This is a genomic window from Ornithinibacillus caprae (genome assembly GCF_009728145.1).
Classification (GTDB): domain Bacteria; phylum Bacillota; class Bacilli; order Bacillales; family Amphibacillaceae; genus Ornithinibacillus; species Ornithinibacillus caprae.
Genome location: NZ_WOCA01000002.1, coordinates 160002 through 183466 on the forward strand (window position 1 = coordinate 160002; position 23465 = coordinate 183466).

Genomic DNA, 23465 nt, shown 5'->3' on the forward strand with positions numbered 1-23465 from the left:
GATATATTCCGGTGATATACTAATATTGTAAGTGGGAGGGCTTCTATATGAGTATTACTGCTAGGGATAATCTTATAAAGTATCTGATTCGTAAGAAAAAGGTTAGCTTAAATGACCTTATGTTGAAATTTGGCATGTCTAAGGTTGTTACAATTGACTTGATTAATGAAATAAATAAATCCTTTAAAAGCGATATAATTTTTTCAAATCAACAAGGGATTTATATGACGGAGCAATCTAAAATGATTTGTTACAATCAGATATTTCGTGGAAAGGCGCCTTTATTTGATTGCTTTGAAAGTGATGAACGTTATGTACTAATCATTATTAAATTGCTGGTAGATCAAGAGTTTTCTTCCTTACAAAAACTTGCTGATTTTTGTCTTGTTAGCAGAAATACTATTCTAAATGACATGAAAGTTATAAAAAAAATTCTTGGACTGAAAGGGCTATCTGTATCCTATTCAAGAAAAGAAGGCTATTTGATTTCAGGTTCGGAATTCAACATTCGCAATAAGCTTGTGACCATGGTTAAGCAATTGTTGAATATGCCGGCGGGGAAAATAATCCTTAATGAAAAACAAATGGTTAATGGAGAAGAGATTTTTAGATTACGAAAGAGGTTAGAAAAGGTAGAGAGTAGGATTGGTATCACATTAACGGATGAACAATTGGAAGATTTACCTTATATTTTGCAATTTATTATTAAGCGGGCAAGTCATTTTCAACAAAACTGGACCTTTCAAATTGCAAAATATGATATTCAAAATACGATAGAGTTTCCGGAAATAAAAGGGATGTTTTGGGATTATAATTCGTTAAAAGAAAGCGATTTACTGTATTTATCTTTACAAATTCTATCCTCCAACATGGTTGAGTCAGCTTTTAGAATCTCTGAAGGGGATGAAATCTCACTTGCTACAGATCAATTTATGGATCATATAGAAGCCTATTTAGCAATTCAGTTTACTCAAAAGAACGATTTGAAAGAGAAGTTAATTTTACATGTAGGTCCTGCCATTTACCGAAGTCTAATTGGTTTTAAAATTAATAATCCATTAGTGGATGAATTCATTGAACAATACGAAGATATTTATAATATCGTGCTCAAGGCTGTGGAACCATACGAAAAAATTATTCAAAGTAAACTTTCTCAAGAAGAAGTAGTCTATTTATCTATGATTGTCTTGAGTTGGGTTTTAAAGACAGAAGAAGCAGAGAGTTTGTTTAAGGCAGTCGTTCTCTGTCAAAGCGGTACGTCGGTTTCGAAACTGCTACTTTCATCTTTAAAGCAAATGTTTAAAGAGATAGATTTTGTTGGCGCATTTGCTGTAAGGCAATATTGTGAATTCGAAGAAGTGGATTTTGTTTTCACAACAGTACCGATTGAGACACAAAAGCCAACTTTTCTAGTACCTTCTTTGCTGGATAAAGATAGTAGGAAAACATTAATACAACAAGTTTATCAAGAGATTCAAGGAAATAATAAGCGAATTACTCAAAAACTTCTTTCATCCATCGAGGAATTTATTCCAAGGGAGAATTTAAAGAAAGTTAGTGACCGAATTACCGATATTTTTCAGCATCAGTTTCGTAAACCAAGTATAAGTGATTTAGAAAAGGAAACTGATCAATTTATATTTACCCACGAACATATTAGTATATTTACCCGCTTGATTGAGTGGGATGATTTAGTAGATTACGCTTTGGAGCCACTCTTAAGAAGAGGGAGTATAACAGAACAATATGTGAAAGTTGTCAAAGATATTTTTTATTCAAAGTATGACAACATGTTGATTGCGCGAGATGTATACCTACCGCATGCAAGTCCTGAATATGGTGTGAATCAGATGGATTTTCAAATTATAATTTTAAAGCAACCAATTCATATGCCAAATGGAGATGATTTGAAAGTGGTAGTAACACTAGCACCTGATGTAGATAACAAACATGTATCTACATTAATAAAGTTAAACACTTTATTTAATGATGATAATGTGTTTGCGCAGATATACCAAGAAAAAGATATTGGTGCAATCCAGGCTGTATTGAACAACTAGGGGGATCTTTAGTCATGAATTATGCAGACTTATTTGATGAAGAATTAATCTGTATCAATAAAGAATTTTCATCAAGAGAAGAGTTATTTGAAGAGTTAAGCAACATTTTGTATAGCAAAGGATATATAGAAAAAACTTTTAAATATGCAATTAAGAAGAGAGAATCGGAATATCCAACAGGTTTAGCAACGGATGTTATGAATCTTGCTATTCCACATACTGATGTAGAGCATGTTAAAAAACCGTTTATTTTTGTTGCTAAATTGAAAAAAACGTTACCATTCATTCAAATGGGGACGAATGAGGATGTAATCAATGTGGATAACATTTTTATATTAGGTATTAAAGATCCTTCTAAGCAAGTTAATTTACTATCGAAAATAATGGAAAAGTTACAAGATGGAATCTTTAAAGGAAACTATACATCTATCTCGGATGAAAAAGAAATGGCAACATATTTAAAACAAACGTTTGGGAGTGAAAAATAATGAAGAAGGTTATTGTAGCGTGTGGGAGTGGTGTGGCTACAAGTCAAACAGTAGCTTCAAAAGTAAAGAAGATTTTGGAGGAAAATAAAATAAAAGCCGACGTAAGTGCTGTAGATATTAAATCTTTAGATAAATATGTAAAAACTAGTGATGTATATATTTCGATTACTAAAAATACTAAAGAATTTAATATTCCAACGTTAAATGGTATTGCGTTTTTAACAGGTATGGGAATTGAGGAAGAAACAAAAAAATTATTAGATTTATTAAAGTAATGAAAAAAGATATGTAATCCAGGTAAAGAGGGGGAGTTATTCATGGGTTTTATTGAATCTATTTTCGATTATATATTAGGACTTGGTGCAGAAGTATTTGTTCCTGGACTAATGATTGCAATTGGTTTAATAGTTGGAATGAAATTCCGAGAAGCCTTTAACGCTGGTATTATTCTTGGTGTTGCATTCATTGGTATGAACCTTGTAATTGGTTTTATGCTAGATGCCTTAACACCGGCAGCACAAGATTTGGCTGAAATGACTGGAATTGATTTAACTGCTGTTGATGGTGGCTGGACTACTGCTGCGACGCTATCCTGGGCATGGCCATATGCATTTCTAATGTTTCCTATTCAGTTGATTATTAACGGTATTATGTTGTTCTTTAACTGGACAAAAACATTGAACGTAGACCTTTGGAATGTTTGGGGAAAGATTTTTACCGCTGTGGCTATTACAGGCGTAACAGGAAATCTCTATATTGCCTTAGTTGGTGCTTCTGTTATCGTTGTAGTCGAACTATTACTATCTGATTTAAACCAACCTTCTATTGAAAAGGTAACTGGTATTCCAGGTGTAACGGTATCTCACGGGATGAACATTTTAACAGTTACATTAATGCCTATTGACTGGGTATTAAGGAGATTTAAGTTCTTTAACAAGAAGATGGATGCGAACGCCTTACGTGAAAAAATAGGTGTATTTGCAGAGAATAATGTAATGGGCTTTATCATTGGTATTTTATTAGGTTTTGCAGCAGGTTACTCGATAGCAGATGCGTTAATTCTTGCAATGCAAGCAGCCGCAGCATTAACTTTATTCCCAATGATTGCAAAACTATTCATGGAAGCGTTGTCTCCACTTTCTGAAGCAATCAATGAATTTATGAAAAAGCGATTTAAGGGTCGTGAAATGTATATTGGACTTGATTGGCCAATTCTTGCAGGATCTAGTGAAGTATGGGTTGCAATTATTTTAACTGTGCCATTCACATTATTACTAGCATTTATTCTTCCAGGGAATGCAGTTCTACCATTTGCTGGTATTCTAAACATCGGATTGGCTGTACCGGCATTAATTGTAACAAGTGGTAACTTACTAAGGATGATGGTACTAAGTATTTCTGCTACACCAGTATTCTTATATGTTTCCACATACTTTACGGATATTATTACAGATCTTGCAAGAACAACAAATGCTGTTGCGCTCGAAGAAGGTCAACGGTTAACGTGGAGTACTGTTGAGTACCCTGTATTTCGCTTCATTTTAACGGAATTGGGTAGTTTTACATTAATTGGAATAGGAATGGTTGTTGCTTGGATCTTATTATTCTTATTCTACCGTCAACAAATGACCAAACGTAACGAAGAATTTAAAGCAGAAGTAGAGGAAGTTGCTTAAGATGAATTACACAATTACACTTAACCCGGCAATTGACCGATTGATATTCCTTGATGAAAAAATGGAAAACAGAAAAACCAATCGCATCACAGATGTAGCTTATGATATTGGTGGAAAAGGTACACATGGTTCTTATGCGATGACGAAATTAAATGTGAAGAATAAAGCCCTTGGTTTCATGGGTGGGTTAAATTCGGATAAATTTCAACGAATCTTAGAAACGAAAGGAATATCGAACGGTTTTACAACAGTAAAAGGACAAGCGACTAGAGAATGTTATGTTGTAATTGATCGTGATTCTACTGGCACTACGATGTTAACCGAGAAAGGTCTGAAGGTGTCGAGAAATGATGTTGACACCTTCCAGACTAATTTAAAAAAGATAGTAAATTACGGAGATTTTGTATTAATAGCAGGTTCATTACCTGTGGGATTTTTCTTGGAAGATTTAAAAAAAATGATTAAAATCTTGAAAGAAACTGGTTGTTTTGTTGCATGTGATTTATCAGGGGACGCATTAAAGTTAGCTACAGAAGTTGGAGTAGATTTTATTAAACCAAATGAGTTTGAGATCAGAGAGTTAAATGATAAAGAAGAGGAATTAATACCTTTTCTTAAAAAGTTAAATAAAAAAATATCGTACATTGTTGTATCCCTAGGGCAAGAAGGTAGTTATTGTATTCACGATGGTGAAGTTTACCGTGTGAAATCTCCATTTGTAAAAGAAGTAAATGATACTGGAGCTGGAGATTGCTTTGTAGGTGCATTTTTGGCAGGGATAATTATGAAACAAACTATTGAAGAAACTCTACGTTTAGCTAGTGCGTGTGCTGCTAGTAAAGTGATGCACAATGATAGTTCAACTTTTAACTTGAATGAAGTCGAAAGGTTAATACATCAAGTGGAAATTTCTAAATATTAGGAGGGAGAATTATATGTTATATCAAAAGGAACGTGAACAATTAGCTGATATTGTAAAAAAGATGTTCGATCGTTACGAAACAAATACAGCCGGAGGTAATGTTAGTGCACGAGTTAGTAATGAACATATCATTATGTCCCCAACATTAATGTCACAAAAACATCACTGTGATATCTCTCCATATCAAGTTCTCGTAGTAGACATGGATGAAAACATTGTAGAAGGTGATGGTCGGATTACTCGCGAAATTAATATGCATATGGCTTGCTACAGACATAATAACAACATTGGAGCAGTTGTACACGGTCATTCCTTATATTCTATGGTGTTTGCTACCATGGGGATGGATATGCCTAATCTAACAGAAGCAACTCAAAAGTTCGGAAAAATTAAATGTTTGGATTTTGCTCCTGCTACGTCTTCAGAGTTGGCTGGTAAGGTACGTGATTACCTTGAAAAAAAAGGTCATGATTCAGTTATGAATACAATCTTATTAAATCGACATGGTGTCTTAGTGACGGATAAAACATTAGAAAAAGCTTATGATGATTTAGGCCGCCTTGAATATAATGCGTATATTGCAGAAAAATCCCTTGTCTTTGAAAAACTGGGTATAGCTAAACTTAACCAAAAAGAATACGACTTTAATCTCGTTGAATAAACAAAAAATAATCTTTAATCTGCTAGTTTTTTCTGCTTCACTATGCCTAGTTATTTCATTTTTCAAACGGGATCTTTTCTTAACAATATTAGCGTTAGGGTTCGCATTAGGAGCTCAGGTTATTTTTCGAAAATGGCATCCACGCAAGATTTATTCATATAAAGAGGTAATGGAGGAACGAAAGAGAAAGTCAGAAGAGGAATGTAAATCATAGCGTTCTAGATATACAGATTTTGGGTAGAGAGAGGAGTAGATTATTGATGTTATTAGTGAATGAACGTAAGAAGATTATTGAATATGGAAAAAAACTGTTGGATACAGGTTTGACGGTAGGAACGGGTGGCAACATTAGTATTTTTGATAAAGAGAGTGGCTATATGGCGATAACTCCTAGTGGAATTGAATATCATAAGTTGAAGGATGAAGATATTGTCATCATGGACCTATACGGAAATGTGGTGGAAGGAACATTGAAGCCTTCAAGTGAACATCAGATGCATTCAATAGTTTATCAAAACCGATTTGAAGCAAATGCAATGATACACACCCATGCACTATATGCTACGACTGTATCTTGCTTAAATAAAGACTTACCTGCAGTTGATTATTTAGTTGCGCATGCAGGGGGACCGAATGTTCGTTGTGCAAAATATGCTACTTACGGTACGAAGGAGCTAGCAGAAAATGCCTTAGCAGCTATGAAGGAAAGGAAGGCTGTCTTGTTAGCAAACCATGGGATAAATGTAATTGGAAATAATTTAGATGAAGCATTTGCCATTACGGAACAACTTGAATTCTGTGCTCGTTTATATTGGCAGGCAAGTGCAATTGGCTTACCTGTCATTTTACCGAAAGAGGAAATGGAAATGATGGTTGGAAGGTTTCAAAATTACGGACAATAAAATTGACTAGAAAAGAAGAAACAATCTAAGAATTCATATCTGGTTAAGCCACTCTAATGTTACTAGAGGTGTATTGCTGCTTTAATAGATAGACTTTTAAGTTTTCCCAGGATGTAACTACTTCTTCTTTAACAATAAAAGGCTAGCTGTTCTTAAATAATACTGTACTTCAAGTTAATGCACATACTTTTGAAGTGAACATAAAGCAAGGATATGGAGATAAAGACTAGTAAACGCTCCCTCCCTTTCTATCTATGAAAGGGAGGGGTTTGGTTATGCCACTAAGGCACCAGCACCCAAGTGTCGCGCATCGCTATCATTCTTGAATTTCTGGCTCTGGATAGTCTATCCCTTTTGTATCTACTTCTACCTTTTCCATTCGTTTATTGTTACCATCACGGTCGCTAGTTACGATCTCATCAACTACATCCATTCCTTCTAATACCTTTCCAAATGCAGCATAATCCCCGTCAAGATGTGGAGAATTTTCTACCATGATGAAAAACTGTGAACCAGCTGAGTCCGGATGATTGGAGCGTGCCATAGAAATGACGCCACGATCGTGTTTTAGATTGTTTTCAAATCCGTTAGAACTGAATTCACCTTTGATCGAATAACCCGGTCCTCCGGTTCCATTGCCCTCAGGATCTCCACCTTGAATCATAAATCCAGGAATAACGCGATGGAATATAAGCCCATCGTAATATCCTTGTTCGATTAAAGATACAAAGTTATGAACCGTATTCGGAGCAATATCAGGGTACAATTCCACTAAAATTTTTCCGCCATTTTCCATTGTGATGGTAACAATTGGGTTTTCTTGGTCAGATGCAGAAGTATCTGCTTCTGTTTGCTTATCAGAATTCGTATGTTCTTGTTCATTTTCGTTTTCAGATGCTGTTCCACACCCTACCAGTATCAATATCAAAGAAAGGGCAGCTATGCTTGTGAGATATTTTAAATTCTGTTTCATGGTTAACCTCCTATAATTGTTCCAATGCATACCATTAGTCTATCGAATTATGGAGGGGCTGTCACTATTAGCGTACATGGGAAAGTAGCCCCTCATACTATAAGAGGGGACTACTTTATGAAATCATCAAAACTGTCTCTGTGCCTCACTCTTCTTGCATTACCTTATTTGTGCTCTTCCGATGATCGTAACGTTCTGAAATCTGAATTTTATATTCTAGATTTTGTTGATATTCCTTCGAGAAAACACAGGAATAAAGAACATCTAATAAGAAACTAATCGAGTTATTGGTGCTAAAGCTGCCTATTTTGGAATATAATTTTTCCCTTGTTGTAATATGAAATACACAATCGGCATGTTTACTTAATGTATTATCCCCAATGCTTGTTAGCGCGATAATGGGGGTTTTTCTTCTTTGGAGTAAAGGAAGAATATTTTTCGAGACAAGACTTTCACCACTATAGGAAATCAAAATAGCAACCGTCTGAGAATTAGAGCTTGCTGCTTCAAATTCCGAATCAACGGAGCAGATGCTAACTCGTTTTCCAATCCGATTCATATGTGCTTTAAAATCATGGCAGAGGATCAGATTGTTATTAATGCCAAAGATTTTAATTTCTTCTGCTTGATCTAAAAGGCTGGTTGCTTTTTGTAAATCATCATAATTCAAAAGGGATAATGTGTCTTTGATGGTGGTTTGATGTAATATTGCCATTTTGTTCGCGATGTTCAATAGATGATCATGCTCGTGAAATGGGAAATTTGCATCCACATCCGTAAAATGTCTATTGAGGTACTCCACTTCTTTAAGAAAATGATCTTTTAGTTCAATCCAACCATTATATCCGAGCTTTTTAGCAATTCGAATAACTGTCGAAGGATGTGTAAATGTATCTTCTGCTATCTGTTTGGTAGTCTTATCTTGCATTAATTCTTGTTGCTCTAGCATATAGTTGATAATTGCCTTTTCAGATGGGGAAAAAATGTCTTCTTTCATTTTTTCAGTTAGTAACATATCGCATCACCTATGTTTACTATACCAATTTGTAAATGATATTTACAAAAATATACGATTTTTGTAAACGAATCTGTAAACATCACATGATTATCGCCGAAGTCGCTTGTTTCTCATTTTCTCCAATTTATAATAAGGGTGTAATTGTGAAAACAGTAACAATAATTATTGTGATATAAGACGAAGGAGGAATAATGAATGACTAAAGGTGTTAAAATTGTAACCATTGGTGGAGGAAGTAGTTATACCCCTGAACTTATGGAAGGTTTTATTAAACGATATGATGAACTTCCTATCAGAGAAATTTGGCTAGTCGATATAGAAGATGGAAAAGAAAAACTCGAAACAGTAGGTGCCATGGCGCAAAGAATGTGGGATGCTTCCCCTTATGATGTAAAAGTGCATCTAACATTAGATCGTCGTGAGGCGTTAAAAGATGCGGATTTCGTTACAACCCAATTCCGTGTTGGATTATTAAATGCACGTGTAAAAGACGAACGTATTCCACTATCATATGGAATGGTTGGTCAAGAAACAAATGGTCCTGGTGGTATTTTCAAAGCGTTCCGAACCATTCCGGTAATCTTAGATATTGTAGAAGATATGAAGGAACTATGTCCGGATGCTTGGTTGATTAACTTTACAAATCCTGCTGGTATGGTAACAGATGCAATTATGCGTTACGGTAAGTGGGAAAAAGTGATTGGATTATGTAATGTTCCAGTTGGTGCTATGATGGCCGAGCCTGAATTAATTGGAAAATCACTAGATGAGCTTGTATATGCTTTTGCAGGCATCAACCATTTCCACTGGCATCGAGTGAAGGATTTACAAGGTAATGATGTAACAGGTGAAATCATTGAGAAAATGTACGGTAATGATTCGGGTATTCCAGCCAATATCCATGATACCCCATTTTTTATTGAACAAGTAAAACAAATGAATATGATCCCATGTGGCTATCATCGTTATTACTACCGTTTTGAAGAAATGTTGAACCACATGCTAGAAGAGTACCATGATCCAGAGGTCGGTACTCGTGCTCAACAAGTGAAGCAAACGGAAGCTGAATTATTTGAGCTTTATAAAGAGACTAACCTAGATCACAAACCAGAGCAATTATCTAAACGTGGTGGTGCCCACTATTCTGATGCAGCATGTGAAACGATTGCATCCATCTATGCTAACAAAAATACTCATATTGTGGTATCCACGAAAAATAATGGTGCAGTTCCAGATCTTCCAGCAGATACAGTAGTAGAGGTTTCTGCTTACATCGGTGCAGCTGGTGCTAGACCAATTGCATTTGGTTCACTTCCAGCGGCAGAAAGAGGCTGGTTACAAGTCATGAAAAATATGGAACTAGTTGTAGAAGAAGCAGCTGTAACAGGGGACTATGGTTTAGCTCTTCAAGCATTTACCATCAACCCATTAATTTCAAGTGGTGAAACAGCAAAACGCGTTTTAGATGAACTACTCATCGCCCACAAAAAATATTTACCACAATTTGCTGAAAAAATTGCTGAATTGGAAGCAGCTGGTGTAACAGTGAAGGATGAGATTGCTAGAGATTTAGTTTAATGGAGGTATTTTCATAGTTTGATAGATGGAGGGGAAAAATGTAGAGGATTCAATAGAAGAGCCGGTTCTCGTAACTGTGAGAACCGGCTCATTTTATTATTTACTCTTAACTTTTAATGGATCTAAAACAAGTGTATCTATTGCATATGCAACGCCACTTTCATTATTCGTTCGAGTCTGAAAATCGGCTGCTGCCTTCACTTCTGAAATAGCATTCCCCATGGCCACACTACATCCTGCGTACTCAATCATAGGTAAATCATTTCCATTATCACCGATGCACATTACTTCTTCTTGCTTAATTCCAAGCTCTTCTGCTAACTTTTTCACAGCGTTTCCTTTATTTGCACTTGGGTGAATAAATTCAAGAAAATATGGTGAACTTTGTACGATTGTATATTGATCATACAGTTCTTTCGGAAGGGCTTGAATGGTTTGAGTTAGCTTTTCAGGATGATTAATAAACATGACTTTTGGAATGGATATTATTGCTGGCACATCACTCACCTGCTGATAATGTAGAGGGATTTTATTTAAATAGGACTCTAACACAGTGTATTCACTAATATTAGCATTGGGTGTGTAAAGTCCTTCTGCATCAAAGAAATGAATTGGTGAGTCTAATTCCATACTGACGTCATATAGCTTAACTAAATCATTACGTTCCAGTGATAGTTCAGCAACAATTTCATTTGTATCTGTAGCTTGAACTAACGCACCGTTATAGGCAATCGCATAATCACCATCTTCATCTAGGCTAAGTTTTTCAATATAGCTGTGCATACCTCCAATTGGTCGCCCGGAACAAAGCACGATCTTTATTCCATGTCTCTTTGCTTCATCTAGTGTACGTTTTACGTCTTCGGGTACTTCGTGATGGTCATTTAAAAGTGTTCCATCCATATCTATAGCTATTAATCTATACATGATTATGCTCCTATCTTTAGTTGATAGGTCTATTATAACAGGAATAGAGTTGCGGATCAGGTTTACCGTTTAGCAGATTGGAGTCGACACGCAATATGAATGTCGGTGCCTGTCACTTGTCGGTTTTTGTCGGATTATGTCGGGTTTTGGGTTTTGTGCCATGCTTCCTACCTATGATTAAAATCGTTCAATTATCCTATAAAAATTTATATCCATTTAATACTCCTTTGCTAGGATAAAAGATAGAAATTGCTGAAAAGGAGGGGAATAAGCTTTCTAACTGGTCTATTTTTGCGATTTTTCACATAAGTGCAGGTAAGGCATTCTTTAAAGATTTTATGATAGCCTAGCTTTTTGTAAAAAAGGGAGGGAGTATGTTGAATCGAAAATGGTTAAGTAGTTTCTTAGTTGGTTTGCTTATCGTTTCATCTTTTTTTCCAGTGGTACAAGCTGAGGGGAACCCTATAAGTAATTCTCGTTCTGCTTCGTCCAACAAATCGGAACCGATTGTAACAGTTGGTCCTGCTGGGGAGACATTGTTAGCAAATGAAGAAACCACACAGATTGGTCCAGGAATTGAATTAACAGGATTTGAGCGATTTGATGCTCGTGGCTGGTTAAATGGGGAAGTGATGACAGTAGACTTGGCAAATGATGCAGTTTCTACTGATCTGCTGTTTCCAGGTGTGATTACAGATGCTAAGCCTGTATCCGAGATGGCAAAACAATCTGGTGCAGTTGCTGGTGTGAATGGGGACTTCTTTGATATCAATAACACAAAAGCACCATCCGGTACGATGATTCAAAGTGGCCGTCTATTAAAAGGGCCACAGGGATCGCATACATTAACAGCTGGTGTGGATGAACAAGGAATAGGCAAAATTATGAACATATTTTTGCAAGGTACGGTTCAGCTACCAACAGGTGAACATGAGCTAGCAGCACTCAATCAATCTAGTGTTCCAGCAGGTGGAATAGGACTCTATACGTCTGTTTGGGGACAAGCTCAAAGACCGAATAGTGGGGAATCAGTATATGAAGTAGTTGTCCAAGATGGGGTAGTGGTTGCTGTATCCAATCAGGTTGGTGATGGAGTCATTGAAGAAGACACCTTCATTCTCGTTGGACGAGATGCTGGAGCAGAGGTTTTAAGAGAGCTTTCTGTAGGGGATGAAGTTAGTGTGTCCTATGCTCCACATGTTGATGGGGATTATTTAATGAATTTTGCAGTTGGTGGGAATGTAAAGCTAGTTGAAAATGGAACGGTTCCTGCAAATTTAGATGACAGTACGACAGCACCACGTTCAGCGGTTGGTTTTTCGGAGGATGGACAGACGATGATTTTAGCAGTGGTCGATGGTCGTCAAACAGATAGTCGTGGGATGACCTTTAAGGAATTAGGAGAATTAATGAAAGAATATGGTGCTTATCAAGCATTGAATATTGATGGTGGTGGATCGTCTACGATGGTCGCACGTATGCCTGGTGAAGCTGATGCAGAGGTTGTCAATAATCCATCTGACGGTAGTGAGCGGCATGTGCCGAATGGCATTGGCATTTTTGCGGAAGCAGGCAGTGGGGAATTAACGAGCTTTGCTGTTGAAACCGTACTAGAGGATGAGTATAGTACTCGTGTTTTCCCAGGTTTAAGTAGGAGTTTTGTTGGTAAAGGGCATGACGAAAATTATGCACCGGTCGATGTGGAAGGGGTATCCTGGCGGGCACTTCCAGCAGATGTGGGATCATTTGATGAGAATGGCATATTTTATGCAAAAAAATCTGGTTCAGCCGTAGCACAAGCACAGATTCAATCTGCTAAAGGAACACTGGATATTACCGTACTAGGTGAACTCGACAGGATCGAAGCCTCACAATCCTATATTGGTCTTGAAATGGGAAGTACCACTAGTTTTTCTGTAAATGGCTATGATAAAGATGGGTATACCGCACGAATTGAAGCACGTGATATGGAATTAGAATATGATCGAACCGTTATTTCAGTAGAGGATAATCAAGATGGAAGTTTTACGGTTGTACCAGAGCAGGATGGAGGATCGACAACAATTAAGGTAACCGTTCAAGACGAAGTGATCCATCTTCCAGTTACGGTTGGACTTACTACGGTGGAAATTTCCGATTTCGAAAATACCGATGGATGGTCTTTTACAAAATATCCATCAGAGGTAGGAGCTTCCATGGAAGTGGTAGATGGTAGAAATGGAAATGGAATCCAATTAAACTATGATTTTTCGACAACGACTGCTACTCGTGCTGCCTACTTACAAGCGTCACCACTAATGGATCTTCCTGGTGATGTACAAAAGCTAGGTTTATGGGTACATGGTGACGGAAATGGTGCATGGCTTCGGACAGTTATTGAAGATGCTACAGGCACAAGATATACATTAACACTTGCCAACCAGGTCAATTGGACAGGCTGGAAATACGTGGAGACAACTATACCAGATGGAATACAATATCCAGCAAAATTATGGCGTATCTACCCAGTAGAAACGAACCGTAATAATCAATATACTGGTCAGCTGATTTTTGATGATTTGACAGTGAAAGTTCCACCAGAAATTGAAGATTCGGAGGCTAAGGCATCAACACCAGATCCAATTATTGCTCAAAATGCTGTAATTGAGGAGGGACGCTGGAAATTTGCTGTGTTGAATGACACGCAATTTGTTGCACTCTCACCAAATAGTCAGCAGGTGCAAATGGCTAGAGAAGCGTTACAGCAAATTGTTGCAGAGGAACCAGAGTTTCTTGTAATAAATGGAGACCTTGTAGATACTGCCTGGGAAGAGGACTTTGAATTTGCCAAACAGGTTTTGGAGGAAGAAGTTGGAGATGCGTTTCCAATTTATTATACTCCAGGGAATCATGAAATCGTCGGAAGTGGTTCGTTAGATAACTTTTTAGACGTATTTGGCGAGAATCGTTATAGCTTTGATCATAAAGGAACTCGGTTTGTTTTATTAGATTCATCAACCGGGAGCTTCCGGACGAGTGATTTTGACCAGTTAATCGAGCTAAAGGAATCATTGAATGATGCAGCAACAGATCCATTGATCAAAAATGTCGTTGTTTTCGGTCATCATCCAACACGTGATCCACTACCAACGAATAATAGTCAATTGTCAGATCGTAAGGAAGCGAAGCTACTAGAAAATTGGCTTACAGAGTTTCGTGAAGCCTCAAATGGAAAAGGTGCCATCTATATTAGTGGTCATGCGCATAACATTGGTCTAGAGAGAGTAGAAGGTGTGCCATATATGGTAACGGGTTCTGCAGGAAAAGCTCCGTACGGTTCCCCTGGTAATGGTGGTTTTTATGCATGGACAATGTTTGGGGTAGATCCGACACCAATTCCTGAGCACGCATTTGGTCCGGATCAAGCGGCTGCACCAAGTAATGCGAGAGGAAAAGAATGGATTCAAGCTGAGGTGAAACCCATTTTAGAATCAATTACAATTGATGCTCCAGAACATCTTACAGTTGGGGAAACAGTGGAGGTTTCTGCTGTGGGACATCAAGCTGGAAATTTAGATTTCCCACTAAGCTACCCAGCATCTGTCATTTGGCAAGGTAGTGACGATGTATTTGTCGGTGCTGGTGATGCGTTGGAGCGTGCTAAAAAATCGAATAAATATAGAGCAGTTTATAACTTCTTAACTGGGGAACTTACAGCACTAAGAAGTGGTGGGATTTCTTTAAAAGTAATAGCTAATAATGAAGAGGTTGAACAGGAAATAATTATTGATTGAAGTAATTGCCACGAAAAGGTTTTATTCCGCATGTAACGGGTAGGTAGACCAAAACGCAGGAGTCCTGGGAGTGTACCTGCGCAAGGATCGGTGCAAGGGAAAGTGGTAGATCAACGGATCAAACAAACTGCCCACTGATTAAAGAAGGCTGTTAGGATATTAATAAGATATTCTAGCAGCCTTTCTATATGACAGGTGCCTGTCACTCCTCGGGTTTTGTCGAATTATGTCGTTTGGCAATTTAAAAAGACATAGAGACTGGTTATCTCTATGTCTGGTTATTATATGAAATGTGTTCATAAATATTACATCTTTGGTATTCTAATATTACTAACCATTAGTATTGAGAGTATGGCTGTAATCATACCGAAGAATAGTACAGATAGTATTGGTACGAAAAATGAGAAAAAGGTTAAGATGATTCCTGCAGCCGTGATTGGAATACCATAAAAAGCCCCGTCGAATTCCTTCACATTAAAACGTGCTAAACGTATTGCACCACATAAGATATACACTGTGATGAACACTAAACCTATATCTGGTATATTGTGAAAAGCGGTTTGATAGATTAAGATAGCTGGTGCAATACCAAATGATACAAGATCGCACAGTGAATCTAGCTGTTTGCCGAAATCAGATTCGGTATTTAATTTTCGGGCTAGCATTCCATCAAAGCGATCAGAAAAAGCTGCAAGAAAAATAAACAACTGACTCGTATGTGTATAACCTCTTACGACTAGTATAATAGCTATAATTCCAAAAGAAATATTCAATAATGTAAGACTATTGGCAGCATGTGTCCTCATTTTTACTTTTGTATGCTCCATACTTCTAATAAGAAACATGTTATACCTACTTTATAGTATGTACTTTCTTTTACAGTTAAATAGGAAGGATGTCTATGGCCATTCCCCAATAGGCTGACCTACTCTAACCGATGATTCTGTTTTTACCATAGGAGCAAAGGATCGGTGCTTCTCTAGAAAAAGAATAACTGTTGAACCAAATGAAAAATAACCTAGCTCTTCTCCTTTTTTACATGTCGGGGAAGAATGGTGAATTTGAATACTATTAATATTTAATGCTCCAACCTTAACAATAGCAACTTTCCCAAATTCAGTTGATAGTTCCGAAATCAACCGGTAATTGCTAGATAAGGGACGGTTTCCATACTTCATCCCCAAACGATTAACAGGATATGACTTTTCTCCAAGTGCATAACGTGATAGAAGAGCACCATCAACAGGATAATGAATTCGGTGGTAATTACTTGGTGATAGATACAAAATAAAAAAATATCCATCTTTATATTGGTCTGCTTTTTTGTTATCACCAAATATATCTTTAATACTGTACAAGTGATTTTTAATGTAAAAAGAATAGTCAGATGCAACGATCCCATGATCACTTACCATCCCATCAACAGGTGAAATTAAATAATTGGGTGTTTGATCAATTGGTCTAGCATCATCCTGTAAGCCACGTGTGAAAAATGAATGTAAGGTTTTATAATGGGATATTGGATATTCCATTTCTTTTGTATTAATCTCATAAGCTTTTGAAAATGGGCCAATAAGTGGCTTGCTAATTCGAGATCGTGTAAAGGTTTTTAATATAGAAGAACTAATCGGATTTCCAGTTAGTTCGACGAATGATTTTAATAGCGTTTTTTTCAATGTTTCCAGTCCTTTATGTTATTACTAGATATGAGTTTTTCTTTTCTTCTATAATAAAACACGATAATTCCTAGGAGAAGGATGATTATCATTAACGTTGGCAGTATTATCCAAATATAGTGATGCAGCATTACAAAGAGCTGATCCCAATTATTACCTAGTTGATTACCTAACACAATAAATGTAGATACCCAAATAATCGCACCAATATAAGCAAACATAGCAAACCGCTTAAAAGGGAATTTGGATATTCCTCCTAGGTATGCAGCCACATGTCTTACACCTGGGATAAAATAACAAATTACCAGTACAAACGATCCAAATCGATTAAATAAGTGATTAGTACGTTGAATCATTCGTTCACTAATAAATAATCTTTTTCCAAATTTCCTTATAAATGGTTCCCCTAATTTGATTCCAAGAAAATAACTAATCGTAATTCCGCAAATAGCACCAAGAAGTGCTGAGGTATATGTAAAAAGAAAATTCATATTCCCTAAAGAGATGACGTATCCCAAATAGGTTAATAGAACCTCATCTGGAACAGGTAATCCTACAATACCTAACGTTAATAGAACAAAAATGGCAATATAGCCATATTGGGCTATTAAATCATACCATGTTTCCATACGGTGTCCTTCTTTCTGAGGAAGTTTGTACAATATTACTATTATACTAGATTATGTAAATAATGATAGAAAAAATAAAGACTAATTTATGAATTGATGGGAGGGAAGTTCGTTTTGAAAGAGTTTGAAAGGAATCTGTAGCTTGTTGGAGATTCAATGATAGTTTAGTTTGAAAAATATTGTAACTATTTTGTGTTATATTCGTGTTATGTAAGAAGGGGGGAGAGAGATGTGCGAGATGATATTGATGGGTTGTATCTTTTATATTTTAAGGATATTTATCGCTTTCTTCTTTCTCTGACCAATGATCATTATACTGCAGAGGATCTAGTACAAGAAACTTTTTTTCGTGCCTATTTATATTTGGAAAAATTCCATGCTGGGAATGTAAAAACATGGCTTTTTACGGTTGCTCATCGTGCCTTTGTTGATTATTACAGAAAGCATAAACGAATCGATGTGAAAGAGGAGGATTTTTTTCGGACTCGATTTGAACAGAAACAAACAACAGAAGCTATCGTAGTTCTACAGGAGGATATTTTAGAAATTAGGAAGTTATTAAAAGATTTGCCGGAGAAGCATAAGTTTGCTGTGCTACTTCATGATTTTCATGAACTTACATATGACGAAGCTGCACAGGTAATGAATGTAAAGAAATCTCATTTCAAAGTTTTATTGTTTCGTGGTAGGCAAGCAATTAGAAACAGAAAGGTGGGGGAATATGAGCGAAGATTTTAAGAAAAAACTATTAGCCTATGAGAAGGGTGAACTACAAGGAGAAGAGCTAGAAGCATTTGAAAAGGAAATGGAAAAACTAGAATATTATCAAGAGATGCTAGAAGGTAAAGAAGATCAGCAGCCACTTCCTACAATAAATGAGAAGAAACAAAAGCGTATTATAACGAAAGGGAAATGGAAAGCACGTTTTCAAACGGCATTAACTGTATTTGGATTGTTTATTTTATTTACGATCGTTTCTACGGCTCTTACTTTGGTTTATTATTCATGGGGCAAACCTGATCGGGTCGATGTGTATCGAGGAATATTAGACTATACACTTACGATTACAGAACCGTATGGGTATCTTGGCGGTACCAGTACAAATTCGACAGCCTTTTTTGGGTTAGAAGCTAGTAGAGATATTAGAAAGCGGGTCGGTAATGAAACGATCAAAGTTGGGGAGTTAACAGTGGATTTCCGCTTTTCTTTGATGGGATTTCCAGAAAGGGAATACATAGGACAGGAGTCAGAGGATCGACCAGCCTTTTCATATCCTAATATTGGTCATCGTAACATGTCTGATTGGGAACAGTTAGAAAACTTACCAGAGGGAACGGTTGTGTCTGCATATGTGTCATTTAATGATCTGATGGAAACGAGGGAGGTAGAATCTTTATTCTCTAATCGTGAGATGTTTCTCGAATGGCTGGCAGTTGATACCGGAATTGAGGAAACGGATGAGAAGTATGGAGGGATTATATTTGATCCTATTGGTTTTCCAAGTACGCCTATCTGGCATGATGATGACATGATTTTGACATCTAGTGAAGAGGATAAACGTTGGTTTGGTGGGACGAAATCAGAATCATATCAATCTCCTGTATACAATGAAGGGGATCAAGATATGCTACATGAACAATTTATGAAAACATTGTACTTTTTAAAAGATCATGAGAAAAAAGCAAATCGATTAGTCTTTTTAGATTTGCAATTGGAGGACCGAATTACTTACCTAGAGGAAAACGGGATTAAACATTACGGTGCGGTTATTACTGGTCCAACGAAGGAAGTTCTTAACTTACAAGACGAATCATGGGTAGCGGAATTAGAAGTCGATGAAGTTGCTTTTTGGAATTGGGAATAGCTTCAATCCCTATTTTTCGCTGTATTAGATAGAACGTTCAAACATTGTATCGACTTAGACTATGAATAATCAAGAAATTGGAAGACGAATTTCTTGGTGTTGGAAATGTACTAGGGATTGCAGCTAAGTCCCTCATTAAGGTAAAGAATATTTAGCGGAGCGATGAATCACATCACTAGTTTGATGGTTCCTCATTCCGCTATTTTTAAATTTGTATTTTATGTTGGTAAAATGACTCCATATTAGGAGGATAGCTGCATTGGTTCCCAAAATAAATGTGTTAAGGAAATCATTCGCAACAGTGGCAACCATACAATCTTTCCTACTCTATTTAATGACAAATGTAACTACTAATCATTAATGAAAGTTGTAATACATAATTTAATCAAAGTAAAGAAAGGGTGTTAAATATGTCCATTGCTTCTATGGAAGGTGTTGTTAAACGATATGGAAATCATGTGGTACTGGAGTATCATAGAAAATATAGGGAAACCTTCTGGTGATTACTTATATCGTGTAATAGATATACTTGAATTAGATGATCATCGGCCTGATGATAGTGATAGGAGCCAGTTAAGTTTGTTTTAATTCGATTCATGAAGGTGCCAATAATCATCGGGAGTTCATAGCCTCCCAGATGATTAAAGACTCACGTGATAACCATGATATTTCAGCAATCCTTGAGCCTTTGTGCGATCCTTATCCTTTTCAAAGCTAATTCGTAACACACCGATCAGGCCTTCTCTGTTTTCAATAATGTTTAGGTTGGTCAGACTTATACCTTGTTTAGCAAGTAACGTGGTGATCCCAGCAATGGTTCCAGGGACATCCATTACGTCCACATACAAATCATAATAGGAAGGGATAGCCCCTTTCGAATGAATAGGTAAGGAATCGCGGTATTCTTTGGCAACTTCAAAGTAGTGGGAAACCGCTGGGTCATCTCCTTTTTCTAAAATATGCCGGAAGTTCTGCATTTCTCCCATCCAATCGTCAAGTAATGCTAATAAATTGACTTGATTTTGTTTCACGATATCTTTCCACATCTCTGGATTCCCCGAAGCAATCCGTGTGATGTCTCGAAACCCTCCAGCAGCTAATAAACTAATCAGGGGATTACGTTCTGCATGTTTTTTCGCTTGATTAACCAATCCTGCTGCCATTACATGTGGCAAATGGCTAATGACACCAGTAACATAATCATGTTCTTCTGTTTCTAGAACAAGAAAATGGGAATTCGTACCTTCCAGCCATTGTTTTAACTCTTCGATTCTATCAGCTGACATACTAGAAGGAGTTAGGATGTAATAGGCATTTTCGAATAAGTGAGACTTCGCGCTTGCCACACCAGACTTATGAGAGCCAGCCATCGGGTGCCCACCAATGAACGTAACTGATTCCTCAGGCCATAGCTCATTAGCTAGCTTCATGATCTCCATTTTAGTGCTACCCGTATCGGTGATTAAGACGTTCTCTTTTAGATTAAAATTTGCTAATTCTATCAATAGATTTTCCAACTGGAGTACTGGTGCAGAAAGAATAATGACATCTGCCAATTCAGCTCCTTGACGAAGGGAATTCGCTACTTCATCAATGACCTGCAAAGCTTTAGCGGTTTCTATTTCGCTTTTTTGAATATCATATCCGTAAATTCGCGCTTCTGAATGTTGCTTTTTAATGGCGAGGGCTAAAGAGCCTCCTATTAATCCAAGTCCTACGATCATTACATTTCCTTGCATGCCTCATCCTCCTGTCGGTGTTTATTATCTTTTCGTGGTAATCCATTCCGCCAATGCATTTCTAACAAGTTTGTTTTCATGCTTCTGACCAACAGTAATGCGGACTGACGTTGGGAATCCTAATGCTTTTCCTGAACGAACAATGATCCCTTTTGATAATAAAAACTCAGCAACTTCGTCTCCGTCCCACTCAACATTAATTAATATAAAGTTTCCTTGGGATGGAAAATAATGAAAGTTGTTTTCCTCGCAAAATGCATAGTATTTTTCCAGTTCAACTCTGTTTCTCATCCGGCAATCCTCAACAAACTCTTGATCTGAAATGGCAGCAGTTGCCGCTAGTTGTCCAAGCACATTTGTGTTAAATGGAAGGCGAATAGGTTCCAATTTTTTAATGGTTGTTTGTGATGAAATTCCGTAACCGATCCTAAAGCTGGCAAGACCATATATTTTGGAGAAGGTTCTCATGATCATGATGTTTGGAAATTCTTCCATAAACGAAAGAGAGTCATATGGCTCCGTCACATACTCGTAATAAGCTTCATCAAGAACCACCAATACATCGTTTGGAACGCTCGCTAAGAAATGGCGGATTTCCGTTTCTGGAATATAACTCCCTGTTGGATTATTGGGGTTGCAAATCCATACAACTGCGGTGTTTTCATCCATTTTAGTGAGCATGTTTTCCAAAGCATGATTTCCATTTTTCAATTTTACTTCGCGTACTTCTGCTCCTTCAATAATGGCCGAATGCTTATATTGTGGGAAAGTCGGTGTAGCCATTACGGTATTTTTATCAGGTGTCAGTAATGCTCTTGAAATAATTTGGATCAGTTCATCCGTGCCATTTGTAAACATTAATTGATCATCGTTTACATCTAAATGGGAGGCAGTAGCTGCTCTTATTTTTGTAGCATTTCCATCTGGATAAAGCATGTAGGACGAATCCATATGATGTAATGCGTGAACAACATTTGGTGAAAAGCCATATGGGTTTTCATTGGAAGCCAATTTGATAATGGATTCCAGTTGATATTGCTTTTTTACTTCCTCTGTGGCTTTCCCTGGTTGGTATGGTCGTAGGTTATGAATTTGCTCTTTCCATTTCATGCTGGTTTCTCTGCTGTTTTTTATGGTTGGATGCTGTTGGTTACGTGATTCACTTGTTTTTAAGGCTTTCATAACGTTTCCTCCTTTTTTCTTGAGCATTATGTTAGCTTTTCTTTAAATTCCTTTAATTCGTTCATAAATTGATGGAATTCCGGTATATTCATTTGCTGAGCGGAGTCAGATAAAGCAACTGCAGGGTCTGGATGAACTTCTGCCATAACGGCATCCGCGCCTATTGCAAGTGCTGCTTTTGCGGCTGGAAGAAGTAAATCTTTTCTTCCTGTTGAGTGGGTTACATCAACTAGTACAGGTAAATGTGTTTCTTTCTTTAAGATTGGAACTGCTGAGATATCTAGCGTGTTTCGTGTAGCCTTCTCATATGTCCGAATACCACGTTCACAGAGAATGATTTGATCGTTTCCCTGTGCCATGATGTATTCTGCGGCATTGATAAATTCTTCAATTGTTGCAGCCAAACCTCGTTTTAACAGGATCGGTTTTTGCACTCTTCCGACCGTTTTAAGCAGTTCGAAATTCTGCATGTTACGAGCTCCGATTTGTATGACATCTGTGTACTCTAAGGCGATTTCTACATCATGAGGAGTTAGGATTTCACTGACAACAGACATTCCTTCTTCGTCTGCAACCTGTTTTAGAATTTGTAGTCCATCTATTCCAAGCCCCTGGAAGTCATAAGGAGAGGTACGTGGTTTGAAAGCCCCACCGCGCATAAGGGTTAGACCTTGTGCTTTCATTGCCACAGCTACATCCTTTACCTGTTCGTAACTTTCAACTGCGCATGGTCCCATAATGAAATTCTGCTCTCCATTACCGATCTTTGTACCGTTCACATGGACAATTGTATTTTCAGGTCGAGCTTTTCTTGATACTAATAACGCTTTTTTATGATCATCTTCTTGAAGTTCAAGACTTGCTTTGAAGATCTCTTTGAAAATATGTTGGATTGTTGAGGCTTCAAAGGGTCCTTCGTGATTTTCCATAATCAAATCAAGTGCTTGACGTTCACGAACTGGATCGAACCGAACTACTCCTTGCTTCTCTTTGTGCTCGCCAATTTTTTGAACAATTTTACCTCTTTTATTTAACAAAGCTAAAATGTCTAAATTAACCTCATCGATTTGGTCGCGTAACTCTCTTAATTCATTTGCAATCATTTCTCATTCCTCCTGAACGTTTTGGTTAAGGTAAAACTTATATGATGTGTTGACTCGAAAATAAGCATGCCCACCTATAGTGGTATTGGTGCTTTGGATGATGCGAAATTTCCTAGGTGGAAAGGGGAATTTTTCTATCTTTTCCTTCCAACAAAAAATCGTCCCTGTCGTAATTGTATAAACGACAGGGACGATTTCATCGCGGTACCACCCTTATTGTGAACTGAAAAACGTGTTCACCTCTCCATTATTGTTAACGATCAATGACCGTCTTTCTCATCGTAAAGATTCCTC

The 23465-nt window shown here is 37.2% G+C and carries 21 protein-coding genes and 1 other annotated feature (1 of these 22 only partly in view); of the genes, 12 read left to right on the forward strand and 9 right to left on the reverse strand.

The window, feature by feature from the left end:
- The first annotated feature begins 47 nt into the window (after positions 1-47).
- From GMD78_RS03520 to GMD78_RS03550, 7 genes are all read left to right on the forward strand, one after another.
- On the forward strand, positions 48-2060 hold the full coding sequence (locus tag GMD78_RS03520; RefSeq protein ID WP_155667178.1) for a BglG family transcription antiterminator: 2013 nt from the start codon (positions 48-50) through the stop codon (positions 2058-2060).
- A gap of 14 nt (positions 2061-2074) precedes the next feature.
- A complete protein-coding gene (locus GMD78_RS03525; RefSeq protein ID WP_155667180.1) occupies positions 2075-2548 on the forward strand; it encodes a PTS sugar transporter subunit IIA in 474 nt (157 codons plus the stop codon).
- Positions 2548-2823, forward strand: coding sequence for a PTS sugar transporter subunit IIB (locus GMD78_RS03530; protein WP_155667182.1), 276 nt, complete (start codon positions 2548-2550; stop codon positions 2821-2823). The genes GMD78_RS03525 and GMD78_RS03530 overlap by 1 nt, the downstream gene beginning before the upstream one ends.
- A 42-nt stretch (positions 2824-2865) precedes the next feature.
- Positions 2866-4224, forward strand: a complete 1359-nt coding sequence (locus tag GMD78_RS03535) for a PTS galactitol transporter subunit IIC (RefSeq protein ID WP_155667184.1) — start codon at positions 2866-2868, stop codon at positions 4222-4224.
- Between the two features lies 1 nt (position 4225).
- Positions 4226-5146: a 1-phosphofructokinase family hexose kinase gene (locus GMD78_RS03540; protein WP_155667186.1), complete on the forward strand. Its 921-nt coding sequence runs from the start codon at positions 4226-4228 to the stop codon at positions 5144-5146.
- A 13-nt stretch (positions 5147-5159) separates the two neighbouring features.
- The gene (locus GMD78_RS03545) at positions 5160-5807 is read left to right on the forward strand and encodes a class II aldolase/adducin family protein (protein WP_155667188.1); all 648 of its coding nucleotides are present in this window, start codon (positions 5160-5162) and stop codon (positions 5805-5807) included.
- Between the two features lie 260 nt (positions 5808-6067).
- On the forward strand, positions 6068-6709 hold the full coding sequence (locus GMD78_RS03550) for an L-fuculose-phosphate aldolase (protein ID WP_155667190.1): 642 nt from the start codon (positions 6068-6070) through the stop codon (positions 6707-6709).
- A gap of 316 nt (positions 6710-7025) precedes the next feature.
- Here GMD78_RS03550 and GMD78_RS03555 read toward each other — a convergent pair whose 3' ends face one another.
- Positions 7026-7682 carry a peptidylprolyl isomerase gene (locus tag GMD78_RS03555; RefSeq protein ID WP_155667191.1) on the reverse strand — a complete coding sequence of 219 codons (657 nt, stop codon included), beginning with the start codon at positions 7680-7682 and terminating at the stop codon, positions 7026-7028.
- 145 nt (positions 7683-7827) lie between these two features.
- The gene (locus GMD78_RS03560; RefSeq protein ID WP_155667193.1) at positions 7828-8697 is read right to left on the reverse strand and encodes a MurR/RpiR family transcriptional regulator; all 870 of its coding nucleotides are present in this window, start codon (positions 8695-8697) and stop codon (positions 7828-7830) included.
- Between the two features lie 198 nt (positions 8698-8895).
- Between GMD78_RS03560 and GMD78_RS03565 the strand changes: the two genes are divergently transcribed.
- On the forward strand, positions 8896-10278 hold the full coding sequence (locus GMD78_RS03565; RefSeq protein ID WP_155667195.1) for a 6-phospho-beta-glucosidase: 1383 nt from the start codon (positions 8896-8898) through the stop codon (positions 10276-10278).
- A 96-nt stretch (positions 10279-10374) separates the two neighbouring features.
- Here GMD78_RS03565 and yidA read toward each other — a convergent pair whose 3' ends face one another.
- A complete protein-coding gene (yidA, locus tag GMD78_RS03570; RefSeq protein ID WP_155667197.1) occupies positions 10375-11205 on the reverse strand; it encodes a sugar-phosphatase in 831 nt (276 codons plus the stop codon).
- A 377-nt stretch (positions 11206-11582) separates the two neighbouring features.
- On the opposite strand from yidA, the gene GMD78_RS03575 reads away from it, so the two are divergent.
- Positions 11583-14978 carry a phosphodiester glycosidase family protein gene (locus GMD78_RS03575; RefSeq protein WP_196493709.1) on the forward strand — a complete coding sequence of 1132 codons (3396 nt, stop codon included), beginning with the start codon at positions 11583-11585 and terminating at the stop codon, positions 14976-14978.
- 305 nt (positions 14979-15283) lie between these two features.
- On the opposite strand, the gene pssA is transcribed toward GMD78_RS03575, so the two are convergent.
- The 3 genes from pssA to GMD78_RS03590 are packed head-to-tail and all read right to left on the reverse strand — an operon-like array spanning position 15284 to position 17283.
- On the reverse strand, positions 15284-15823 hold the full coding sequence (pssA, locus tag GMD78_RS03580) for a CDP-diacylglycerol--serine O-phosphatidyltransferase (RefSeq protein ID WP_155667201.1): 540 nt from the start codon (positions 15821-15823) through the stop codon (positions 15284-15286).
- A gap of 54 nt (positions 15824-15877) precedes the next feature.
- Positions 15878-16654, reverse strand: coding sequence for a phosphatidylserine decarboxylase (locus tag GMD78_RS03585; protein WP_196493710.1), 777 nt, complete (start codon positions 16652-16654; stop codon positions 15878-15880).
- Entirely contained in the window at positions 16651-17283 is a 633-nt protein-coding gene (locus GMD78_RS03590) for a DedA family protein (protein ID WP_155667205.1), read from the reverse strand. Before GMD78_RS03590 ends, GMD78_RS03585 begins: the two co-directional genes overlap by 4 nt.
- 231 nt (positions 17284-17514) lie before the next feature.
- On the opposite strand from GMD78_RS03590, the gene GMD78_RS03595 reads away from it, so the two are divergent.
- From GMD78_RS03595 to GMD78_RS03605, 3 genes are all read left to right on the forward strand, one after another.
- A complete protein-coding gene (locus GMD78_RS03595; protein ID WP_343042104.1) occupies positions 17515-18021 on the forward strand; it encodes a sigma-70 family RNA polymerase sigma factor in 507 nt (168 codons plus the stop codon).
- A complete protein-coding gene (locus GMD78_RS03600) occupies positions 18005-19147 on the forward strand; it encodes an anti-sigma factor (protein WP_155667208.1) in 1143 nt (380 codons plus the stop codon). Before GMD78_RS03595 ends, GMD78_RS03600 begins: the two co-directional genes overlap by 17 nt.
- 447 nt (positions 19148-19594) lie before the next feature.
- Positions 19595-19735, forward strand: coding sequence for a hypothetical protein (locus tag GMD78_RS03605; protein ID WP_155667209.1), 141 nt, complete (start codon positions 19595-19597; stop codon positions 19733-19735).
- Positions 19736-19788: 53 nt separating this feature from the next.
- Here the strand turns inward: GMD78_RS03605 and GMD78_RS03610 are convergent, their stop codons facing one another.
- The 3 genes from GMD78_RS03610 to GMD78_RS03620 all read right to left on the reverse strand — a co-directional run bounded on the left by GMD78_RS03610 (position 19789) and on the right by GMD78_RS03620 (position 23171).
- Entirely contained in the window at positions 19789-20886 is a 1098-nt protein-coding gene (locus GMD78_RS03610) for a prephenate dehydrogenase (RefSeq protein WP_155667211.1), read from the reverse strand.
- 24 nt (positions 20887-20910) lie between these two features.
- Entirely contained in the window at positions 20911-21996 is a 1086-nt protein-coding gene (gene hisC / locus GMD78_RS03615) for a histidinol-phosphate transaminase (RefSeq protein ID WP_155667611.1), read from the reverse strand.
- 98 nt (positions 21997-22094) lie between these two features.
- Complete coding sequence (locus GMD78_RS03620; protein WP_155667213.1) at positions 22095-23171, reverse strand: bifunctional 3-deoxy-7-phosphoheptulonate synthase/chorismate mutase; 1077 nt, start codon at positions 23169-23171, stop codon at positions 22095-22097.
- 183 nt (positions 23172-23354) lie between these two features.
- Positions 23355-23465 (reverse strand) — a binding site (T-box leader); it runs 120 nt beyond the window's last position.